Below are 255 nucleotides of genomic sequence, written 5' to 3'. Positions count from 1 at the left end.
TGTACAGACTGGGGACATAGTGAACGCTTGTTCGGGGACATGGTAGACACTTACAACTAAGGCATAAGAACCCGTATATGGAGTCGCTTATGCCGTGGGATGCGAGAGATACCATGTCATTACGTACCGAGTTTGTGATGTTCGCCTCGCAGGACGGGGCGAACATCCGCGCACTGTGCCGTCACTACGGCATTTCACCTGCCACCGCCTATAAGTGGCTTCGCCGCTGGGCTGAAGATGGCGCTTCCGGTCTTC

Annotated in this window: 1 protein-coding gene; it reads left to right on the top strand. The window is 54.9% G+C overall.

The features are described 5' to 3' along the window. Positions 1 to 89: 89 nt before the first annotated feature. The coding region (locus tag M8013_RS00020) for a helix-turn-helix domain-containing protein (protein WP_472925653.1) at positions 90 to 255 on the top strand (166 nt) is incomplete at its 3' end.

Source organism: Silvania confinis (assembly GCF_025564085.1).
Classification (GTDB): Bacteria; Pseudomonadota; Gammaproteobacteria; order Enterobacterales; family Enterobacteriaceae; genus Enterobacter; species Enterobacter confinis.
The sequence above is the reverse complement of the archived record's forward strand: the minus strand, read 5'-3'. Positions and strand labels throughout refer to the sequence as shown.